This window comes from Streptomyces sp. LARHCF249, from assembly GCF_052871255.1.
In genome coordinates this window covers 580837-596148 of record NZ_JBIXJQ010000002.1, presented here as the reverse complement: position 1 = coordinate 596148, position 15312 = coordinate 580837, and the positions used below count along the sequence as shown (strand labels likewise).

General features: G+C 73.7%; 13 protein-coding genes, 1 other RNA gene and 1 pseudogene. 5 read left to right on the top strand and 10 right to left on the bottom strand.

Annotated features, from left to right (window positions below):
* Nucleotides 1–183 precede the first annotated feature (183 nt).
* Nucleotides 184–1626: an RNB domain-containing ribonuclease gene (locus ACIPUC_RS07590; RefSeq protein WP_446587316.1), complete on the top strand. Its 1443-nt coding sequence runs from the start codon at nucleotides 184–186 to the stop codon at nucleotides 1624–1626.
* Here ACIPUC_RS07590 and ACIPUC_RS07585 read toward each other — a convergent pair.
* Nucleotides 1577–1924, bottom strand: a pseudogene (locus tag ACIPUC_RS07585) (hypothetical protein); the annotation flags it as partial. The gene ACIPUC_RS07590 and the pseudogene ACIPUC_RS07585 overlap by 50 nt on opposite strands.
* A gap of 86 nt (nucleotides 1925–2010) precedes the next feature.
* Between ACIPUC_RS07585 and rnpB the strand changes: the two are divergent.
* Nucleotides 2011–2412, top strand: an RNA gene (rnpB, locus tag ACIPUC_RS07580) — RNase P RNA component class A.
* A gap of 106 nt (nucleotides 2413–2518) precedes the next feature.
* Entirely contained in the window at nucleotides 2519–2716 is a 198-nt protein-coding gene (locus tag ACIPUC_RS07575) for a hypothetical protein (protein WP_446587315.1), read from the top strand.
* Between the two features lie 128 nt (nucleotides 2717–2844).
* Here the strand turns inward: ACIPUC_RS07575 and ACIPUC_RS07570 are convergent, their stop codons facing one another.
* The 4 genes from ACIPUC_RS07570 to ACIPUC_RS07555 form a co-directional block, all read right to left on the bottom strand.
* A complete protein-coding gene (locus ACIPUC_RS07570) occupies nucleotides 2845–4257 on the bottom strand; it encodes a bifunctional RNase H/acid phosphatase (protein WP_446587313.1) in 1413 nt (470 codons plus the stop codon).
* On the bottom strand, nucleotides 4257–5000 hold the full coding sequence (locus ACIPUC_RS07565; RefSeq protein WP_446587668.1) for a zinc ribbon domain-containing protein: 744 nt from the start codon (nucleotides 4998–5000) through the stop codon (nucleotides 4257–4259). Before ACIPUC_RS07565 ends, ACIPUC_RS07570 begins: the two co-directional genes overlap by 1 nt.
* On the bottom strand, nucleotides 4997–5854 hold the full coding sequence (locus tag ACIPUC_RS07560; protein WP_446587311.1) for a Nif3-like dinuclear metal center hexameric protein: 858 nt from the start codon (nucleotides 5852–5854) through the stop codon (nucleotides 4997–4999). The genes ACIPUC_RS07565 and ACIPUC_RS07560 overlap by 4 nt, the downstream gene beginning before the upstream one ends.
* Before the next feature lie 71 nt (nucleotides 5855–5925).
* Nucleotides 5926–6966: an ABC transporter substrate-binding protein gene (locus ACIPUC_RS07555; RefSeq protein WP_446587309.1), complete on the bottom strand. Its 1041-nt coding sequence runs from the start codon at nucleotides 6964–6966 to the stop codon at nucleotides 5926–5928.
* Between the two features lie 217 nt (nucleotides 6967–7183).
* On the opposite strand from ACIPUC_RS07555, the gene ACIPUC_RS07550 reads away from it, so the two are divergent.
* Nucleotides 7184–8266, top strand: coding sequence for a hypothetical protein (locus ACIPUC_RS07550; protein ID WP_446587307.1), 1083 nt, complete (start codon nucleotides 7184–7186; stop codon nucleotides 8264–8266).
* On the opposite strand, the gene ACIPUC_RS07545 is transcribed toward ACIPUC_RS07550, so the two are convergent.
* Genes ACIPUC_RS07545 through ACIPUC_RS07535 form a run of 3 tightly spaced genes read right to left on the bottom strand, consistent with a single transcriptional unit; the run spans nucleotide 8253 to nucleotide 11181 of the window.
* A complete protein-coding gene (locus tag ACIPUC_RS07545; protein ID WP_446587305.1) occupies nucleotides 8253–9194 on the bottom strand; it encodes a 3-oxoacyl-ACP reductase in 942 nt (313 codons plus the stop codon). The two genes, ACIPUC_RS07550 and ACIPUC_RS07545, sit on opposite strands and share 14 nt — an antisense overlap.
* A 33-nt stretch (nucleotides 9195–9227) precedes the next feature.
* On the bottom strand, nucleotides 9228–10304 hold the full coding sequence (locus ACIPUC_RS07540; protein ID WP_446587303.1) for a Zn-dependent alcohol dehydrogenase: 1077 nt from the start codon (nucleotides 10302–10304) through the stop codon (nucleotides 9228–9230).
* Between the two features lie 22 nt (nucleotides 10305–10326).
* On the bottom strand, nucleotides 10327–11181 hold the full coding sequence (locus tag ACIPUC_RS07535; protein WP_446587301.1) for a MaoC/PaaZ C-terminal domain-containing protein: 855 nt from the start codon (nucleotides 11179–11181) through the stop codon (nucleotides 10327–10329).
* A 263-nt stretch (nucleotides 11182–11444) separates the two neighbouring features.
* On the opposite strand from ACIPUC_RS07535, the gene ACIPUC_RS07530 reads away from it, so the two are divergent.
* Nucleotides 11445–11801 carry a DNA-binding response regulator gene (locus tag ACIPUC_RS07530; protein ID WP_446587666.1) on the top strand — a complete coding sequence of 119 codons (357 nt, stop codon included), beginning with the start codon at nucleotides 11445–11447 and terminating at the stop codon, nucleotides 11799–11801.
* Nucleotides 11802–11830: 29 nt separating this feature from the next.
* Here ACIPUC_RS07530 and ACIPUC_RS07525 read toward each other — a convergent pair whose 3' ends face one another.
* Both ACIPUC_RS07525 and ACIPUC_RS07520 read right to left on the bottom strand, forming a co-directional pair.
* A complete protein-coding gene (locus tag ACIPUC_RS07525) occupies nucleotides 11831–13021 on the bottom strand; it encodes a lipid-transfer protein (protein ID WP_446587299.1) in 1191 nt (396 codons plus the stop codon).
* A 12-nt stretch (nucleotides 13022–13033) separates the two neighbouring features.
* Nucleotides 13034–15178: an acyl-CoA dehydrogenase gene (locus tag ACIPUC_RS07520; RefSeq protein WP_446587297.1), complete on the bottom strand. Its 2145-nt coding sequence runs from the start codon at nucleotides 15176–15178 to the stop codon at nucleotides 13034–13036.
* Nucleotides 15179–15312 lie beyond the last annotated feature (134 nt).

The following is a 15312-nucleotide window of genomic DNA, read 5'->3' as shown; positions in this document are numbered from 1 at the left end:
GGCCGCCCCTAGGGGCTGTCGTCCGGATCAGGCCGGGCCCGCGGCGTCCGGTGCCGCGCCTCGCCGCGTTGTCGTCGGTCGCCGACGCTCCGCGTCGACTCCCTCCTCCGCCTTGCGATGCACGGCACCGGACGCCGCGCGCTGATCCGGCCTGATCCGGACGACAGCCCCTACGCTCGGTGCATGCCACGCCGCCAGATGCACATGACCGGCGCAGACGGGGCTGCCCTGCGGGCCGCCCTGCGCGAACTGCGGACGAAGCTGGGCGTGCCGGACGAGTTCCCGGACGAGGTGCTCGCCGAGGCCGAGCGGGCCGTCCGGGAGCCCCGCCTGCCCGACACCGACGCCACCGGCCTCCCCTTCTTCACCCTCGACCCGCCGGCCTCCCGCGACCTCGACCAGGCCATGCACCTGGCCAAGCGGCCCGGCGGCGGCTTCCGGGTCCACTACGCCATCGCCGACGTCGCCGCCTTCGTCACCCCGGGCAGCCCGCTCGACGCGGAGGCCCACCGCCGCGTCACCACCCTCTACTTCCCCGACGGCAGGGTCCCCCTGCACCCGCCCGTGCTCTCGGAGGGCGCGGCCAGCCTGCTGCCCGGCGAGACCCGCCCCGCGCTCCTCTGGTGCCTCGACCTGGACTCCGAGGGCCGGGTGGAGACCACCGACGTCCGCCGCGCCCTCGTCCGCAGCCGGGCCAAGCTCGACTACGGCGGCGTCCAGAAGGCCGTCGACAGCGGCACCGCGGAGGAACCCGTCGCCCTCCTGCGGGACATCGGCCTGCTCCGCGAGGCCCTCGAGGTGGAGCGCGGCGGCATCTCCCTGAACGTGCCCGAGCAGGAGGTCGTCGCGCACGACGGCTCGTACGCCCTGGCCTACCGCGCCCCGCTCCCCGCCGACGGCTGGAACGCCCAGATCTCCCTCATGACCGGCATCGCCGCGGCCGACCTGATGCTGGCCGCCGGAACCGGAATCCTGCGCACCCTCCCCACCGCTCCCGACGGCGCCGTCGGCAGGCTCCGGCGGGCGGCGAAGGCCCTGCGGATCGACTGGCCGCACCACGTCCCGTACGCCGAACTCGTGCGCTCCCTCGACCCGCACCGCCCCGACCACGCCGCGTTCCTCCAGGAGTGCACGGCCCTGCTGCGCGGCGCCGGCTACACCGTCTTCAGCGGCGGCGAGACCCCGGACCCGGCGCTCCACGCGGCGGTCGCGGCCCCGTACGCCCACTGCACCGCGCCGCTGCGCCGGCTCGTCGACCGGTACACCGGCGAGCTGTGCCTGGCGGCGGTGGCTGGGGCGGAGCCCCCGCACTGGGCGGTGGCGGCGCTGTACGCACTGCCGAAGGAGATGGCGGACGGCGCCCGGCTGGCCAACGCGGCCGAGCGGGAGTGCGTGGACCTCGTCGAGGCCGCCCTGCTCAAGGACCGCGTCGGGGAGACCTTCGAGGCCACGGTGATCGACGTCAAGGACCACGAGCCGCTGGAGGGCACCGTCCACCTGGCGGACCCGGCGGTGGTCGGGCGCGTCGTGTCCACCGACCGGGAGCTGCCCCTGGGCGAGCGGATCCGGGTCCGGCTCACGGCGGCCGACCCGGGCTCCGCCAAGGTCGTCTTCGCCACGGCGTGACGACGCGGACAGGCTGCGCGGGCCGCCGCAGCGCCCTGACCAGCGCGCGCGGGTCGTCGGCGTGGAAGCGGACGGTCCGCGCCGCCCCCCGGGCCCCCAGCGGGCGGACGAACGGCAGGGGCCGGGTCAGCTCCAACGTCACCGTGGTCTGGCTGCCCACGATCAAGTCGAGGACCCCGTCGTCGGACACCGAGACCAGCCGCCCCTGCGGATAGCGCCGGTCGACCCGGACCGAGGCCACCGCTTCCGGCGGGACGACGAGGTCGAACAGGGCCCCGTACCGGATCCGAATCTCTCCGATCCGCATGGCCCCAGTAGAAACCCTGCCGCCGCGTCAAGGTCAAGCCGCGACGGCACAGCCGGTAGCATGGTCGCCACGGCAGACGAGTCGGCCGGGCGGCCGCGTCGGGATCTCCGGATCCCGCCGAGGAACGTCCGGGCTCCACAGGGCAGGGTGGTGGGTAACGCCCACCCGGGGTGACCCGCGGGACAGTGCCACAGAAAACAGACCGCCGGGGGCTTCGGTCCTCGGTAAGGGTGAAACGGTGGTGTAAGAGACCACCAGCGCCTGAGGTGACTCAGGCGGCTAGGTAAACCCCACCCGGAGCAAGGTCAAGAGGATCCGTCTCCGGACGGGTCTGCGCGAACGCTTGAGGGCTGCCCGCCCGAGTTCGCGGGTAGACCGCACGAGGCCGGCGGCAACGCCGGTCCTAGATGGATGGCCGTCTCCCCGGCGACCGCGAGGTCTCCGGGCGACAGAACCCGGCGTACAGGCCGGCTCGTCTGCCGCTCCGCCCCGAACCGGGGTCTCTCCGGTCCGGGGTGGTTCTGCATCCCCCCGGGGGAGATGCCACCGGCAGGCGCGTGCCGGCACACACAAGAGGTGGGGAAAATGACCGTTCTGCTCCTGCTGCTCCTGGCTGCCGCCGTCGGCGGGGCCGTCTGCGTGGTCTGGGCGGAGCGCGGCGGGCCCCGCTGGGTCCGCATCGTGGCGAGCGTGACGCTCGGTATCGGCAGAGCGGTGCGCGGCGCCGACAAGAGCAGGCGACGGGGCGTGAAGGGCAGCGGCAACGGCGACGGCGGCGAATAGGCCCTGCTCGGGCGGCGGCCTTGGGCACCTGCCTGGGGCCGCGGACGCGGCAGCCGCGGGGCGCCCCCTGCGAAAGCCCCCCGCGCGCGGCACGGGGGGCTTTCGTACGGCTTCGCCGGCGGGGCCGGCTAGCGCAGGTGCGAGGTGTCGTTCAGCAGCCGGACCGAGGCGTTGCCGTCCGCGTAGTAGGCCACCGCCGACAGGGAGGCCGCCGAGAGTTCCATGCGGAACAGCGACTCCGGCGGAGCGCCCAGGGCGAGGCGGACCAGGATCTTGACCGGGGTCACGTGCGAGACCAGCAGGACCGTGCGGCCCGCGTGCTCGGCGAGCAGCCGGTCCCGGGTCGCCGAGATCCGGCGGGTGGCGGCCGTGAAGCTCTCGCCGCCGCCCGTGGGGGCGGCCCGCGGGGAGTCCAGCCATGCCTGGAGGTCGTCGGGGAACCGCTCCCGCACCTCGGCGAAGGTCAGGCCCTCCCAGGCGCCGAAGTCCACCTCGCGCAGGCCCTCTTCGACCGTCACCGGCAGGCCCAGGCGGTCGGCGACGGCCTGGGCGGTCTCGCGGCAGCGGCGCAGCGGGGAGCTGATGACGGTCTGGACGGTGCCGCGGGCGGCCAGCGCCTCGGCCACGGCCGACGCCTGGCGCCGCCCGGCCGGGGACAGCTCGGGGTCGCTGCCCCCGCTGCCGGAGAAGCGCTTCTGCGGGGTGAGGGCGGTCTCGCCGTGGCGCAGCAGCACGAACGTGGCGGGAGTGCCCATGTCGGGCCCCCAGCCGGTGCCTCCGGTGGTGGGCCGGGGCAGACCGGCGCCGGGGGCGAGGACGTCTCCCGCCGCACCGGATACCGATGCCGGAGCCGGAATCCGGCCCGGCTCGGCGAACAGAGTGTCGGCGCCCGCCGGTTCGGCGGAGGCGGCGGCGCGGGCGGCGCGCGTGTCCGCAGCCTCCGCCGCGCCGGTGCCCGCGGCGGAGCCCGAGGCGGTCGCAGCCGCGGCTGCGGTGACCCGCGTACTCCCGCCGGAGGCAAGGGCGGCGCGCACGGCGGCAGCACCCTTCGCCGCATCCCCGGGAGGCCCGGCCAGGGCAGCGGCCCCGCGGTCGAGGGCGGCCGAGGAGGCCGACGGCTCCCACTGCTTGCCGCGCTTGCCCGCGTCCATCGCCTCGTTGGCGAGCCGGTCCGCGTGCTTGTTCTTCTCGCGCGGGATCCACTCGTACGTCACTTGGGAGCGGGGCAGGATCGTCGCCGCTTCCGCCGCGAGCGGCTTCATGTCCTGGTGCTTGATCTTCCAGCGGCCGGACATCTGCTCGACGACCAGCTTGGAGTCCATCCGGACCAGGACCTGCGCGTCCGACGCCAGTTCGCGCGCCGCCCTGAGCCCGGCGATCAGGCCCTTGTACTCCGCCACGTTGTTCGTCGCGACGCCGATGTACTCCGCGCGCTCGGCCAGCGTCTCGCCCGTCGCCGGGTCGAGGACGACCGCGCCGTAGCCGGCGGGCCCCGGGTTGCCCCGGGAGCCGCCGTCCGCCTCCACGACAAACCGCGGCATCAGATGCCCGAGTCGGCCGTACGGACCAGGATGCGGCCGCAGTTCTCGTGGCGCACGACCTGGTCGCGGGCCGCGGCCTTGATCTCGTTGACCTCGGCCATGTCGAGTTCGAGGCGGCAGCCCTCGCAGCGGCGCTGGTACAGGCGCGCGGCGCCGACCCCGCCCTGCTTGACGCGGATCTTCTCGTACAGGGCCATCAGGTCGGCCGGCATGGAGCCGACGATGACCTCGCGGTCCTTGACGATCTTGGCGGCCTCGGCGTCGAGCTCGCCGGTGGCCGCGTCGCGGCGCGCGGTGGCGTCGGCCAGCTTGGCCTCCAGGGCGGAGACGCTCCCGGTGAGTTCGGTGACCCGCTCCTGCGCGCCCTCCAGGCGCTCCATGACCTCCAGGACCACGTCCTCCAGGTCGGCCTGCCGCTTGGCCAGGGAGACGACCTCGCTCTGCAGGTTGGCCAGGTCCCGGGCCGAGATGCCCACGCCGGAGTCCAGGCGCTGCTGGTCGCGGGCGGCGCGCGTGCGCACCTGGTCCACGTCCTGCTCCGCCTTGGTCTGCTCGCGAGCGGCGTCGCTGGCCTGCGTCTGGGCGGCGACGAGCAGGTCGCGCTGCTGGGTGAGGTCCTTGGTCAGCGAGTCGACCTCGGCGTGCTCGGGCAGCGACTTGCGCTTGTGGGCGAGCTGAGACAGCCGCACGTCCAGGGCCTGGACGTCGAGAAGTCGGATCTGGTCGGCGGGCTCGGCGTTCAGTTGGGGGCTCCAGAGATAGAAGGGTGTGTGACGGACGGCGCGTGCGCCGTCCACGGGTCGGTGACGGCGAGCGAGACGTGGGTCCGCAGACCCCATCCGTGGCGCTCGGAGATCGCGTCGAGCTGGGCCGCGGCCTGCTCGCACCAGGGCCACTCGGTGGCCCAGTGGGCGGCGTCGACGAGGGCGAGCGGGCTCTGCTCGCGGGCCTCGGAGACCGGGTGGTGGCGCAGGTCGGCGGTCAGGAAGGCGTCCACGCCGGCGGCGCGGACCTGCTCGAAGAGGCTGTCGCCGGAGCCGCCGCTGACGGCGACGCGGCGGATCAGGGCGTCCGGGTCGCCGGCGAAGCGGATGCCCTGGGCGGTCTGCGGCAGCCAGGCCGCGGCGCGCGCGGCGAACTCGCGCAGCGTCTCGGGGCGGTCCAGTTCGCAGATCCGGCCGAGGCCGCGGCGGCCCGCGGGGTCGGTGGGGTCGGGCACCAGCGGGCCGACGATGCGCAGGTCCAGGGCGCCCGCCAGGGCGTCGGAGACGCCGGGATCGGCGGTGTCGGCGTTGGTGTGGGCGACGTGCAGCGCGATGTCGTTCTTGATCAGCGTGTGCACGACGCGGCCCTTGGAGGTGCCGGCCTCGACGGTGGTGGTGCCGCGCAGGTAGAGCGGGTGGTGGGTGACGATCAGGTCGGCGCCCAGCGTGAGCGCTTCGTCGGCGATCTCCTGTACGGGGTCCACGGCGAACAGGACCCGGGAGACCTCGGCGTCGGGATCGCCGCAGACGGTGCCGACGGCATCCCACTGCTCGGCCCGCGAGGGGGGCCAGAGAGCGTCCAGCGCGGCGATGACTTCAGAGAGACGGGGCACGGTGCAAGGCTACCGTCCGTGGCGCCCGCCCCATGGCCCGGCCGCTTGCCGGCCGGGCCGCGGGGGCCCCGCTACCTGACGAGGAAGCCGCGCAGGTCGTCGAGGACCTTGTCGGCGGCGGTCACGCCGAGGCCGAGGTACCAGGTCTCGTCCGGGACGTCCTTGGCGCGGCCCTGCTGCACGGCCTCCAGGCCCTTCCACAGCGGGTTGGCCTCGGCGGAGTCGCGCTTGGTCTTGTCCTTGGCCCCGTAGACGCCGGTGAAGATCCAGTCGGCGGCGGCCTCGTCCATCCGCTCCGGGCTGATCTCGACGGCGAGGTCCTCCACCTGCTGGTTCTGCGGGCGCGGGATGCCGGAGTCCTTCAGGACGGTGCCGATGAAGGAGGCCCCGGCGTACAGGCGGGTCTTGCCCGGCATGTAGCGCAGCATCGTGACGGTGGGCTTCTTCTCTCCGAGGTCGGCGCCGAGCTCGGCCGCCTTGGCCTGGTAGGCGTCGAGCTTGGCCTTGGCCTCGGCGGTCTTGTCGAGCGCGGCCGCGTTCAGGAGGTAGTTCTCCTTCCACGGGAAGCCGGGGCGGATGGAGAAGACGGTCGGGGCGATCTTCGAGAGGGCGTCGTACTTGTCCGCGGCGCGCAGCTGGCTGCCGAGGATCAAGTCGGGCTTGAGGGCGTTGATGGCTTCCAGGTTGAGATTGTTGATCGTGCCGACCGACTTGGGCTCGCCCGCGTCCTTCTTGAGGTACTCGGGGATGCCCGCGTCGCCCTCGGACGGCGCGTAGCCCACCGGCTGCATCCCCAGGGAGACAACGTTGTCCAGCTCGCCGACGTCCAGGACCACGACGCGCTGGGGGGCGGCCTTGAGCTCGGTGGAGCCCATGGCGTGGGTGACGGTGCGCGGGAACTGGCCGGCCGCGGCGGTGGTCCCGAAGGCGGCCGTCTTCTTCGCGGCCTCGCCGAACTCCTTGCCGCCCTGGGCGACGGCCTTCTTCTCGCCGCCTCCGGCGGGGGCCTTGTCCGCGGCCGCCTTGTCGTCCTGTCCGCCGCAGGCGGTGAGGACGAGCGCGGCGGCAGCGGCGAGGGCGACGGCGGCGGCTGGGCGGCGTCGGAAGGACATGTCACAACTCCAGGGGTGGGGGGACCGGGGCGGCCAGGGTCGAGTTAGGCATACCTAACCAATTCCCCACCCTAAACGTCCCGATCTCGCCCAGCACAATCGCCTCCCCGCCCTCAGGAGAACCGCCGCCCGGCCACCCGTACGTGTGAAGCGGGGTTGGGGGTGTTGTTCGGCAGGAAGGGCCAAAACTAGCTTCCTCACCGGAGGTGACGCACGGATGACTGTCTGTGCCATCGATACGACGAACACGGCCCCGTTCACGCTCGCCGCGGACGGGGCGTACGCCGCCCGGCTCGCCGGGGACGGCGAGGCGCTCTACGCGGAGCGCTGGACCCTGGCCGGGCCCGAGCCGTACGCGGTACCGCTGCCGCTCGCGCAGCCCGAGGAGGCCGACAGCGAGGTGCTGCCGCTGGCCGACGGGCGGGTGCTGATCCACCGGCGGGTGGCGGAGCGGCACGCCTTCGCGCTGCTCTACCCGACGGGCGCCGCGGCGGGGCCGCGCACCGGGGAGCTCCAGCTGGGCGGGGTGGAGCAGCAGGACGGGGTACGGGTCCGCCTGCTGCCGCCGTCCCCGGACGGGCGCGGCGCCTTCGCGCTGGCCGCGGGCGACGGGGGGACCACGCTCTGGCAGGTCGCCGGGGCCGCCTTCGGGCCGCAGCGGGTGGCCGAGGTCCCGGGCCGCTGCTCCGGCGGCGTCTGGCTGGACCGTACGGGCCGGCTGCTGGCCCTGGACCGCGAGCTGGACGGCACCACCAAGGCCGTGGCCGTGGACCTGGAGCGCGGCGGCGAGGTGTCCCCGCTGCTCCAGATCGCGGAGGACAGCGAGGACCGGCTGCTGCTCGCCGACCCGGACAGCGGGCTGCTGCTGATCCGCTCCGACGCGCCGGGTGAACCGCGCCTCGGCTGGGGGGTGCTGGGCAGCTCCCTGCCGGTCCGCTTCCCGGAGTGCCTGCGCCACCTGGACGCGGCCCCGTTCGCGGTCCAGCCGGGCCAGGCGCTGATGCCGGAGACCTGCGGGGTGGCCTTGCGGCTGGGCCCGTCGGGGGAGGGCGGCATCGGCCTGTGGCGCCCCGCCGACCGGCACGTCTTCCGGCTCGGGGCACCCCGGGGCTGGCTGGGCACGGGCCTGTGGAGCACACAGGGCCGCCTGCACCTGCCGTACGCGACCTCCGAAGTGCCCTGCGGCGTCGTCGGGTTGGGCATTCCGCCCGCCCCTCCCCCGCCGGTCCGCCTGGACCCCGTACCGCCGTCGGCGCCCCGCCCGGTCCCCCTCCAGCAGGCTCCGCTCAGTCGTGCTTGAGGCCCAGTACCTCCGTCGCGGCGAAGGTCTCGTTCGCGGGGCGGGAGTCGTAGTGCGGGGTCAGGACCCCGTCGAGCTCCTCGTAGGAGAAGGCCTCCTTGGCGGTGTCGAACTTCGCGGCCACCCTGGGGCGTTCCATGACGACCACGATCCCGCCGTGTACGACGAACAGCTGCCCGTTGGCCTTGGCCGCGGCGGGTGAGGCCAGGTAGCCGACGAGCGGGGAGACGTGCTCGGGGGCGAGGGCGTCCAGCTTGCCCTCCTCCGGGACCTCGAAGCCCGCGAAGACGTCCTCGGTCATCCGGGTGCGGGCGCGCGGGCAAATGGCGTTGGCCGTCACCCCGTACTTCGCCAGGGCAAGGGCGGTGGAGGTGGTGAGCCCCACGATGCCGCCCTTGGCCGCCGCGTAGTTCGGCTGGCCGGCCGAGCCGCCGAGGAAGGCCTCGGAGGAGGTGTTGACGATGCGGCCGTAGACCGGGCCGCCCGCCGCCTTCGACCGCTCCCGCCAATGCGCGGACGCGAAGTGCGTGGTGTTGAAGTGGCCCTTGAGGTGGACCCGGATCACCGAGTCCCACTCCGCCTCCGACATGGAGAAGACCATCCGGTCGCGCAGGATGCCCGCGTTGTTGACCAGGATGTCGAGCTTGCCGAAACTGCCGACCGCCAGCTCGACCAGCTCGCGCGCCTGCTCGAAGTCGGCCACGTCGCCCAGGTGCGCGACGGCCTGCCCGCCCGCGGCGCGGATCTCCGCGGCCACCTCCTCGGCCGGGGCGGCCGAGGCCTCTCCCGAGCCGTCCCGGCCGGGCTGGCCGAAGTCGTTGACGACCACGCTCGCGCCGAGCCGCGCGAGTTCGATCGCCTCGGCCCGGCCGAGCCCGCGGCCCGCGCCCGTGACGATGGCGCAGAGCCCTTCAAGTGGCAGTGACATCCGTACGGTTCCCCTCGGAATCGGTAGAACGGGTCAGAGTTCGATGCAGGTGCGCAGGGCCACGCCCGTGCGCATCTGGTCGAGGGCGTCGTTGATCTCGGCGAGCTGCACCCGGTGGGTGATCAGGCCCGCCAGGTCCACCCGGCCGGCCCGCCACAGCGCGATGGTGCGCTCGTAGGACCGGAGCACGTCGCCGCCGCCGTACATCGACGGAAGGATCTTCTTCTCGTCGAAGAAGAGCGAGAACATGTCGATCTGGAAGGTGTCGTCCATGGCGCCCGCGCCGACGATGACCACGCTGCCGCCGCGCCGGGTCATCTTGTACGCGGTCTGCGCGGTGGCGGACTTGCCGACGACCTCGAAGACGCAGTCGAAGCCCTCGCCGCCGGTGATGCGGTTCTTGGCGTCGTCGAAGGCGTCCGGCGCCACCGCTTCGGTGGCCCCGAACCGCAGGGCCGCCTCGCGCCGCGACTCCACCGGGTCGACGGCGATGATCTGGGCCGCGCCCTGCACCTTGGCACCCTGGATGACGGATATGCCGACGCCCCCGCAGCCGATGACGGCGACCGAGGAGCCGGCCTCCACCTTGGCGGTGTTGATGGCAGCACCGAGGCCGGTGGTGACCCCGCAGCCGATGAGGGCGGCGATGTCGAAGGGGACGTCGTCGGGGATCGGGACGGCGCACGCGGCGTCGACCACGAGCTCCTCGGCGAAGGTGCCGGTCGCGGCGAATCCGAAGATGTCGCCGCCCGCCCGGCGGAAGTTCGGGGTGCCCGCGTTGACCAGGCTCGCCAGGCACAGGTGGCCCTGGCCGCGCTTGCAGGACGGGCAGTGGCCGCACGGCGGCAGCCAGCAGACGAGGACCCGGTCGCCGATCTGGTGGCTCGTGACGCCGTCGCCGACGTCGGAGACCACTCCGGAGCCCTCGTGGCCGGGGATGAAGGGGGCGGGCTGCGGCAGGACGCCGCTCATCGCGGAGAGGTCGGAGTGGCACAGGCCGGTGGCCTTGATCCGGATCTTGACCTTGCCGGGACCGAGGCCCACGGCCTCCATGTCGTCGACGACCTCGAGCTTGTCCTGGCCGATCTCGCTCTGCAGTGCTGCGCGCACGGTGCGGCTCCTTCTGTGGGTGCTACGAGTGTTCGACGACGGTGTCGGCGAGGACCGGCGCGTCGTCGCGGTCGGCGGCGCTCACGGCCACCAGGACGCGGCCGGTCTCCTGCCACATCCGGATGCGCAGGGTCTCGCCGGGGAAGACGATCCCGGCGAAGCGCGTGCGGTAGGCGCGGACCCGGGACACGTCCCCGCCGAGGGCCGTGTCGACGACGGCCTTGAGGGTCATCCCGTACGAGCACAGGCCGTGCAGGATCGGCCGGTCGAAGCCGGCCGTCTTGGCGAACTCGGGGTCGGCGTGCAGGGGGTTCCAGTCGCCGGAGAGCCGGTACAGCAGCGCCTGCTCCTCGCGGATCGTGCGTTCCTCGACCCGGTCCGGCGCGCGTTCGGGCAGCTCCTCGCGGACGGAGGGCCCGCGCTCGCCGCCGAACCCGCCTTCGCCGCGTACGAAGATCTGCGCGTCGCTGGTCCACAGCGGCCCCTCGGCGTCCGCGACCTCGGTGCGCAGCACGATCACGGCGGCCTTGCCCTTGTCGTAGAGGGCGGCGACCTTGGCGGAGGAGGTCGCGCTGCCCTTGACGGGGATGGGCCGGTGCAGCTCGATGGACTGGCCGCCGTGCAGGACGTCGGCGAGGTTGACCTCGATCCCGGGGGCGGCGAGGCCGCCCATCATGGCCATGCCGGCGCCGGCGACGGTCGCGAAGCTGGGCAGGACGTGGAGCTTGGACTCGAGGGTGTAGCGCAGCTCGTCGGGGTCGGTCGCCGGGAGACCGGCGCCCAGGCCGAGGTGGTAGAGCTGGATGTCCTTGTGGTCCCAGGCGATGTCCCCCTGGCGGGGGTCGGCGGCGAGGGCCTTGGCGGCATCGATCGGCATGAGGATGCTGCTCCCTGTCGTTGAAAAAAGGGGGGCCATGGGAAGACCTCGGTGCGGCCGTCCGCACCGTCGGCCGCACCGAGGTCGTATGCGGGCCGGTCCGCAGGGCACGTTCTAGAACGCGTTCTAGGACCGGTGAGGGAATGTATAACGCACGTCCCAGCACTTGGGAAGACTGCTGACTTCACGTCAGATGAAGTCGCGGCGGGGCGTGTTGCGCACGGTCGGGACAGCGGGACCCGTAGCCTTCGCGGGTGGAGGAAATGCCCGTGCAGCACCGTCCGGCACGCTCCCTGCGGGTCCTGCTGGAACCGCCGGACCCGGCTCTCGCGCTGCAGCTCGCACTGCAGCCCGACATCGAGGTGGTGTCCTCCGCCACGGCCCGCCCGGTGGTGGCGCTGGTGGACGAGGAGGCCGCCGTACCGGCACTGCTGGCGGAGGACCCGGAGTGCCGGGTGCTGGTCATGACCGGATCCGCACACCCGGGGCTGTCGGCCTCCGTCTTGGCGGCGGGCGCGGCGGGGCTGGTCCTGCGCGACGGCCCGATCGAGGACCTGGCGGATGCGATCCGCCGTGCCTCGATGGGCGAAACGGTGGTCGACCCGGCCCTCGAGGCCTAGTGCTGTGACCCGGTGGCGGCGGTGAGCCGCTACCTCCGGAGGAGGGTCACCACCGCCGCGCCGCCCAGGCCGATGTTGTGGGCGAGGCCCACCCGGGCCCCGGGGACCTGGCGCGGGCCCGCCTCACCGCGCAGCTGCCAGACCAGCTCCGCGGCCTGCGCCAGCCCCGTCGCGCCCAGCGGGTGCCCCTTGGAGATCAGCCCGCCGGAGGGGTTGACCACCCACCGCCCGCCGTACGTCGTGGCCCCGCTCTCGACCAGCTTGCCCGCGGCCCCGTCCTCGCACATGCCCAGCGCCTCGTACGTCAGCAGCTCGTTGATCGAGAAGCAGTCGTGCAGCTCGATCACGTCGACGTCCTCGATGCCGAGCCCCGAGGCCGAGAACACGGCACGCCCCGCCGCCGCGGTCATCGGCTTGCCGACCACGTCGATGCACGAGCCCGACGAGAAGGACTCCTCCGTGTCCGTCGTCATCGACTGGGCGACGAGCTCGACCGCCTTGTCGTGGAGCCCGTGCGCGACGAGGAACCGCTCCGAGACCACCAGCGCCGCCGCCGCACCGTCCGAGGTCGGCGAGCACTGCAGCTTCGTCAGCGGCGCGTGGATCTCCTTCGCCGCCAGGATCTCCTCCACCGAGTACACGTCCTGGAACTGCGCGTTCGGGTTGTTCGCCGAGTGCCGGTGGTTCTTCGCGCCGACCGCCGCCAGCTGCGCGGCCGTGGTCCCGTACCGCTCCATGTGCTCCCGCGCCGCGTTCCCGAAGATCTGCGCGGTCGGCGGGGACATCTCGAAGCCGTGCCCGGCCGCCATGATCCCGTAGTGCCGGGCCACCGGCGAGGTCTTGAAGTCGGAGCCCCCGTCGGCCCCGCCCCCCAGCGCGCCCCGCTTCATCTTCTCGAAGCCGAGCGCCAGCACGCAGTCGTTCAGCCCGCCCTCCACGAACTGCCGCGCCATCATCAGCGCCGTCGACCCCGTCGCGCAGTTGTTGTTCACGTTGTAGACCGGGACCCCGCTCAGCCCCAGCTCGTACGCCGCCCGCTGGCCGGCCGTGGAAGCCTGGAAGCAGTAGCCCACCGGCACCTGCTCCACCAGCCCGTAGTCCACTCCCGCGTCCGCCAGCGCCGCGGTCCCGGCCTCCTTGGCCATGTCCCAGTACTGCCACTCCCTCGACTCCGGCTTCTCGAACTTCGTCATGCCGACGCCCACGATGTACGACTTCATGCCCGACAACTCCTAGTCCCTGGGAAGGCCGAGGATCCGCTCGGCGACGACGTTGAGCTGGACCTGCGTGGTGCCCCCGGCGATGGTCAGGCAGCGGGACATGAGCATCCCGTGCACCGCCCGCTCCCCCGCCCCCTCCCGTACCGCGCCCGCCGGGCCCAGCAGTTCGAGTGCGAGCTCCGCGGTCCGCTGCTGGTGCGGGGTCTGCACGAGTTTGCGTACGGAGGCACCGGCGCCCGGCTCCAGCCCCGACACCTGCTGGAGCGTGGTGCGCAGCCCGATGCAGGCCAGTGCGTGCGCCTCGGCGGCGAGCGCCCCGATCCGCGCCCGGTACGCCCCGTCGAGCTCGGCCGAGCGGGCGATCAGGGCTTCGAGGCCGGTATCGAAGGCCATCTGGTCGGCCATGTGGACCCGCTCGTCGCCGAGGGTGTTGCGGGCGACCTTCCACCCGCCGTCGGCCGCCCCGACCAGCGCGTCCGCCGGGAGCTCCGCGTCGTCGAAGTACACCTCGTTGAAGAGGGCCTCGCCGGTGATCTCCTTCAGCGGCCGGATGTCGATGCCGGCAGTGCGTTTCATGTCGACGACGAAGTAGCCGAGCCCCTTGTGCTTGGGGGCGTCCGGATCCGTCCGGGCCAGCAGGATCCCGAAGTCGGCGCTGCGCGCGGAACTCGTCCACACCTTCTGTCCGTTGACCCTCCAGGAGCCGTCCTCGGCGCGCTCGGCCTTCGTCCGCAGCGAGGCCAGGTCGGAGCCCGCCCCCGGCTCGGAGAAGAGCTGGCACCAGGTCACGTCCCCGCGCAGCGTCGGCAGGACGTAGGCCTCGCGCTGCGCGTCGGTCCCGTAGGCGAGCAGCGAGGGCAGGACCCAGGTGGCGATGCCCAGGTCGGCGAGCTTGACCCCGGCCGCGCGCAGCTCCTGCTGGACGACGAGCTGCTCGACGGGCCCGGCGCCCAGGCCGTAGGGGGGCGGCAGGTAGGGGGCCGCGTAGCCGGTGGGGGCCAGGATCCGCCGGGCGGCCGCCGGGTCGAGTCCGCGCGCGTCCTCGATGGCGGCCCGCGCCCTCGCCCGGTACGCCGCGCCTTCCCGCAGGCCCTCCTCCGTGAATTCCAGCCGCAGCTCGCGCCGGGCGCCCGCCGCCGCGAGCCGCACGGCCCGTACGCGGTGCCCGTCGCCCGGGCCGAGGAGCTGGCGGGCGACCAGGGCCCGGCGCAGGAAGATGTGGGCGTCGTGCTCCCAGGTGAACCCGATCCCGCCGAGCACCTGGATGCAGTCCTTGGCGCAGGAGTACGCGGCGTCCAGCGCGGTTCCGGCGGCCAGCGCCGCGACGAGCGAGCGCACCTCCGCGGGCTCGTCCATCGCCTGCGCCGCGTCCCAGGCCAGCGCCCTGGCCTGCTCGAGCCGGACCAGCATGTCGGCGCACAGGTGCTTGATGCCCTGGAACTGCCCGATGGGCCGGCCGAACTGCTCGCGGACCTTTGCGTACTCGGCGGCCGTGCCCAGCGCCCAGGCGGCGGTGCCGCAGGCGTCGGCGGCGAAGAGCGTGCAGGCCAGGTCCAGCACCAGGGCCGCGTCCAGCTCCAGCACCCGGCCGGGCCCGGCGGTGACCCCGCGCGCGTGCACCTCGGCGGTGGGCCGGGTCGGGTCGGCGCTCTCGTGCGTACGGATGTCCAGCGCGGCGGCGTCCACGGCGAACCAGCGGGTGCCGTGCGCGGCCTCGGCGGCGAGCAGTACGAGGTCGGCCTCGCCGGCGCCGAGCACCGGGGGCGCGGTCCCGTCGAGCAGGTAGCCGCCGCCCTCGACGGCGACGGCGGTCAGGCTCCCGGGACCGAGGGCGACCGCCCCGACCCGGCCCTCGAGCGGCTCGGCCCCGGCCCGGTGCAGCAGGACGGAGGCCAGCGCGCTCGGCAGGTACGCCCCGGGCAGCGCCGCCCGGGCGGCCTCCTCGACGACGACGGCCAGGTCGAGCAGGGTCCCGCCCTCCAGGTGCGGCTCCAGCAGCCCCTGCGCGCCCATCGCGTCCCAGTAGGAGGGGCGCGCCCCCGTCTGCGGCGGGGTGTCGAGGAGCTTGCGCACCTCCTCGGGCGGGACGGTCCGCGCCGCCCATCCGCGCACCGCCTCGGCCAACTCCCGCTGCTCTTGCGTGATTCCGATGCCCATGCGCGGCAGACTAGAACACGTTCCAATCTGACGGAAGGTCAGATGAGAACGTGTTCTTCCTCGGGAAGGCCGCCGGACTCCCCCCGCGCGCCTGCCTCTACCCTTGAGGCCGCCGGCTGATGGATGACGAACGG

What these genes read in the sequence shown, in the direction of transcription:
- ACIPUC_RS07590 (WP_446587316.1), top strand. Translation starts at nt 184, where the DNA reads ATGCCACGCCGCCAGATGCACATGACCGGCGCAGACGGGGCTGCCCTG.
- ACIPUC_RS07575 (WP_446587315.1), top strand. Translation starts at nt 2,519, where the DNA reads ATGACCGTTCTGCTCCTGCTGCTCCTGGCTGCCGCCGTCGGCGGGGCC.
- ACIPUC_RS07570 (WP_446587313.1), bottom strand. Translation starts at nt 4,257, where the DNA reads ATGCCGCGGTTTGTCGTGGAGGCGGACGGCGGCTCCCGGGGCAACCCG.
- ACIPUC_RS07555 (WP_446587309.1), bottom strand. Translation starts at nt 6,966, where the DNA reads ATGTCCTTCCGACGCCGCCCAGCCGCCGCCGTCGCCCTCGCCGCTGCC.
- ACIPUC_RS07550 (WP_446587307.1), top strand. Translation starts at nt 7,184, where the DNA reads ATGACTGTCTGTGCCATCGATACGACGAACACGGCCCCGTTCACGCTC.
- ACIPUC_RS07545 (WP_446587305.1), bottom strand. Translation starts at nt 9,194, where the DNA reads ATGTCACTGCCACTTGAAGGGCTCTGCGCCATCGTCACGGGCGCGGGC.
- ACIPUC_RS07535 (WP_446587301.1), bottom strand. Translation starts at nt 11,181, where the DNA reads ATGCCGATCGATGCCGCCAAGGCCCTCGCCGCCGACCCCCGCCAGGGG.
- ACIPUC_RS07530 (WP_446587666.1), top strand. Translation starts at nt 11,445, where the DNA reads ATGCCCGTGCAGCACCGTCCGGCACGCTCCCTGCGGGTCCTGCTGGAA.
- ACIPUC_RS07525 (WP_446587299.1), bottom strand. Translation starts at nt 13,021, where the DNA reads ATGAAGTCGTACATCGTGGGCGTCGGCATGACGAAGTTCGAGAAGCCG.
- ACIPUC_RS07520 (WP_446587297.1), bottom strand. Translation starts at nt 15,178, where the DNA reads ATGGGCATCGGAATCACGCAAGAGCAGCGGGAGTTGGCCGAGGCGGTG.